The 4,293-nt window shown below is 70.5% G+C and carries 2 protein-coding genes and 1 pseudogene; 2 read left to right on the forward strand and 1 reads right to left on the reverse strand.

Annotated features, from left to right (window positions below):
- A pseudogene (locus ACE3UY_RS08035) lies at positions 1-204 on the reverse strand (hypothetical protein); the annotation flags it as partial.
- 165 nt (positions 205-369) lie between these two features.
- Here ACE3UY_RS08035 and ACE3UY_RS08040 point away from each other — a divergent pair.
- Positions 370-681: a hypothetical protein gene (locus tag ACE3UY_RS08040; protein WP_374687025.1), complete on the forward strand. Its 312-nt coding sequence runs from the start codon at positions 370-372 to the stop codon at positions 679-681.
- A 597-nt stretch (positions 682-1,278) separates the two neighbouring features.
- The coding region (priA, locus tag ACE3UY_RS08045) for a primosomal protein N' (RefSeq protein ID WP_374687026.1) at positions 1,279-4,293 on the forward strand (3,015 nt) is incomplete at its 3' end.

The raw sequence follows: 4,293 nt of genomic DNA on the forward strand, positions 1-4,293 counted from the left end.
CGCGAAGCGCGCAAGCGCGCATCTGAGGATGCGCACTCCGTTGGCCGCACTCCGTTGGCCGCGCTCCGTTGGCGGCGTCCCGTTGGCCGCGCTCCGTTGGCCGCGTTCCGTTGGCCGCGCTCCGTTGGCGGCGTTCCGTTGGCCGCGCTCCGTTGGCGGCGTCCCGTTGGCCGCGCTCCGTTGGCGGCGTTCCGTTGGCGGCACTCCGTTGGCCGCGCTCCGTTGGCGGCGTTCCGTTGGCGGCGCCGGTTCGGAGTCCGCATCCTCAGATGCGGGCGGCGCAGTGGCGCGAAGCGCGCTTCCCTAGCCCCTACCCCCTAGCCAGAAATTGAATAGCCACGCCCCCTCGCGCTATGCTATCGTGGGCACATGACAAGCCAAACCTTTAACTCACCTGTGTCCCCGGCCGCCGGGACGAAGCCGTTAGACCTGTGGCCGGAAGTGACCAATGCCCGCGACGTGCTGGACGACCTGATGCGCCTCTGGCGCGCTCAGCAGCCCACCCTGACCATCGACGACGCCCGCCGCCTGTCGGTGCTGGTCTTCAACGGCGTGCGCACCGTCGCCATCCTGCTGACCCACCAGCTGCGCCTGAACCCCCACCTCGCCCACATGGCCGACATGGAGTGGCTGGACAAGGCGCTGGAGCAGTTGGGGGAGGATATGGGGATTGACTTGTAGCGCTTGTAGCGCGGGTTGGCAACCCGCCTCTTTGCTTCCCCCAGGACAATCGCCTATTTGCCCGCCGCGGGTTGAAACGCTGCGGTTGATAGGCCAAACCCGTTGAAACCGGGTCGAAGCCGCCGCGGCAAGGCGTTTTTGAGCATTAACAAGAGAATACGGATATACAGGGTCAAGTTGGCAAAGCCAACCAGGGACAAGCCTCGACCGGTAGGAGAGGCCGGGTATAGCGCCCCGTCCAGGCTCTCTGCCCACCACGCCGCCCGGGCCTGAAGGCGCCGGGCTAGTCAACAACGCCGGCCGAGACCGGCTGCCCAGCGCGTGTGTCTGCAAGGCCCGTTCACGGGCCGTTGTTCACTAGCCCCGGGGCTTCAGCCCGGGGCGGCCCGGCCCAGAGCTTGCTGAGCGGTATCTGTATTCTTTTGTTAAGTCTCAACAACGCGTTTGGCCTGCCAGCCAACGGGTTTCAACCGTTGGCGCAAGGCGGACGAAACGAGTAGGCGATTGCCCTGGCTTCCCCAGAGGCGGGATACCATCCCGCGCTACAACGCGGAGGCGGGATACCATCCCGCGTTACAACATGTTAGAATAGACCCCATGCCCGCTGCCCAATATGCTGAAGTTGTCGTCAATATTGAGAAAGCGCTTTCGGATACCTACCACTACCACATCCCCGCCGACCTCCGACCGCAACTCGCCATCGGCCACCTGGTCGAGGTCGAGTTCGGCCGCCGGCTGGCCCAGGGCATCGTCGTCGCCTTCGCCGACAGCGCCCCGGTCGAGGAGACCAAGCCCATCATCGGCCTCATCGACCCCGACCCCGTGCTCTGGCCCTGGCAGATCGAGCTGGCCCGCTGGCTCAGCCGCCGCTACCTGGCCCCGCTCAACGCCTGCTTCCGCCTGCTGCTGCCCCCCGGCCTGACGCGCTGGGCCGACGTCACCTACGACGTCGCCCCCCGCTGGGACGGCTCCGGCCAGCTGACCGCCGCCCAATCCCAGGTCGTCGAGCTGCTGCGCGCCCGCGGCGACCTGCGCGGCCGGCAGATCAACCGCGCCCTGAAGGACGTGGATTGGCAGCCCGCCGCCACCCAGCTCGTCCGGCGCGGCATCCTGCGCCGCGCTTCCGTCCTCGACCCGCCGCGCGCCCGCCCCAAGCAGGTGCGCACCGCCGAACTCATCGCCCCGCCGGCCCGCATCCGCGCCGCCGCCGCCGAGCTGGGCCGCGCCAGCAAGGCCGCCGACGTGCTGCACCATCTGGCCGAACTGGCCGACCCCCTGCCGGCCGAGGCCGCCGTGCGCGAGGCCACCGGGGCCAGGCGCGCCCACCTGGAGGCACTGGCCGCCGAGGGGCTGATCGCCTGCTTCCCGGCGCAGGCGGTGGTCGTGCCCGTGCCCGGCCGGAAGGCCCCCGACGAGTACGCCGCCGCGCTGGCCCACCTGCCGGCCGCGCCCGACGCCCTGCCCGACCCCAGCCTACTGCCCGCGCTGGCGGCGGCCGGCCTGGTGCGCGTCGAGGCCCAGCCGGCCACGGTCAGCCTGACCATCCCCGACCGCCGCGTCCACGGTCACATCCTGCGCCTGCGCAAGGCCGAGACCTACGGGGCCGTCCTCGACCTGCTGGCCCGCGAAGGGCGCGCCCTGGCCGTCGGCGATATCTACGCCCAGACCAGCGCCACCCACAAGCACCTGGAGCGGCTGGCGGAGCTTGACCTCATCCGCCTCAGCGCCGCCGAAGTGTGGCGCGACTCGCTGGCCGACCGCGACTTCACCCCCGCCGACCCGCCCGGGCTGACGCTGGATCAGGCGCGGGTGTGGGGGCGGGTGAAGGTGGCGATGATTGAGGGGGAGGAAGAAGCGGGGGAGCGGGGGAGCGGGGGAGCGGGGGAGCGGTCACTGACTAGTGACCACTCGCCGCTGACCCTTGATGACGACGACTCTGACGCTACGAACCCGCTTGATGCGACCACGCCCTTTTTGCTGCACGGCGTGACGGGCAGCGGCAAGACCGAGATCTACATGCGGGCCATCGACTTCGCCCTGGAGCGCGGGCAGCGGGCCATCGTCCTCGTGCCGGAGATCGCCCTGACGCCGCAGACGGTGCGCCGCTTTGCCGCCCGCTTCCCCGGCCGCGTGGCCGTGCTCCACAGCTCGCTCAGCGACGGCGAGCGCTACGACACGTGGCGGCGGGCGCGGCGCGGCCTGTTCGACATCGCCATCGGCCCGCGCAGCGCCCTCTTCGCCCCCTTGCCCAACCTGGGCGTCATCGTCGTCGATGAGGAGCACGACAGCAGCTACAAGCAGACGCCGCCCGTGCCGCCGCCCTACTACCACGCCCGCGACGCGGCCATCGCCCTGGCCCGCCTCACCGGCGCGACCGTCATCCTGGGCAGCGCCACGCCCGATGTGGTCACCTACCACCGCGCGCGCGCCGGCCGCTACCAGCTGCTCGAACTGCCCAAGCGCATCATGGGCCACCGCCAGCGCATCCAGGGCCAGGCCGACCGCCTCCACGTGGAGAGCCGCTACCGCCCGCTGGCCGAGGGGGGCGGCGGGGAAGACATCCTGACCCACGACGACGCCCTGACCATCCCCTTGCCGCCCATCCAGGTCGTGGACATGCGCCAGGAGTTGCGCGCCGGCAACCGCTCCGTCTTCAGCCGCGCCCTCGACGCGGCCATCACCGAGACGCTGGCCCGCGGCGAGCAGTCCATCCTCTTCCTCAACCGGCGCGGCACGTCCACCTTCGTCAACTGCCGCGACTGCGGCCACGTGATGAGCTGCCCCCGCTGCGGCATCCCCCTGACCTACCACCAGCCCAACATGATGCTGGTCTGCCACCAGTGCGGCCGGCGCGAGGCGTATCCCCAGGTCTGCCCCACCTGCGGCTCGGAGCGCATCCGCTTCTTCGGCCTGGGCACAGAGCGGCTGGAGGCGCTGGTGCGCGAGCGCTGGCCGGGGGCGCGCCTCATCCGTTGGGACCGCGACACGACGGCCGACACCGGCTCCCACGAGGCGCTATTGGCCGGCTTCATCAACCGCGAGGCCGACATCCTGGTGGGTACACAGATGATCGCCAAGGGGCTGGACCTGCCCTTCGTCACGCTGGTGGGCGTCATCTCGGCCGACATCGCCCTGGGGCTGCCCGACTACAATACGGGCGAGCGCGTCTTCCAGGTGTTGGCCCAGGTGGCGGGGCGGGCGGGGCGGGGCCTGCTGGGCGGGCGCGTGCTCATCCAGACCTACCAGCCCGAGCACTACGCCGTGCGCGCCGCGGCCGACCACGACTACGCCGGCTTCTACGTCGAGGAGATTCGCTTCCGCACGCAGCGCGCCCTGCCCCCCTTCCGGCGCATGGCCCGCCTGCTCATCTCCGACCCCGTCAACGACCGCGCCAAGCGCCTGGCCGAGGACATGGCCCAGGTGCTGGCCCTGGCCGTGCGCGAGCGGTCGCTGGCGGCCACGGAGATTCTAGGCCCCATGCCGGCCTACTTCACCCGGCTGGACGGCCGCTACCGCTGGCACCTCATCATCTACTCCCCCGACCCCCACCGCCTGCTGGACGATTTGCACATTCCGCAGCCGTGGGTGATTGATATTGATCCGGAAAGCACG

The sequence above is a fragment of the Promineifilum sp. (SeqCode) genome (genome assembly GCF_041918635.1).
Taxonomy (GTDB): Bacteria; Chloroflexota; Anaerolineae; order Promineifilales; family Promineifilaceae; genus Promineifilum.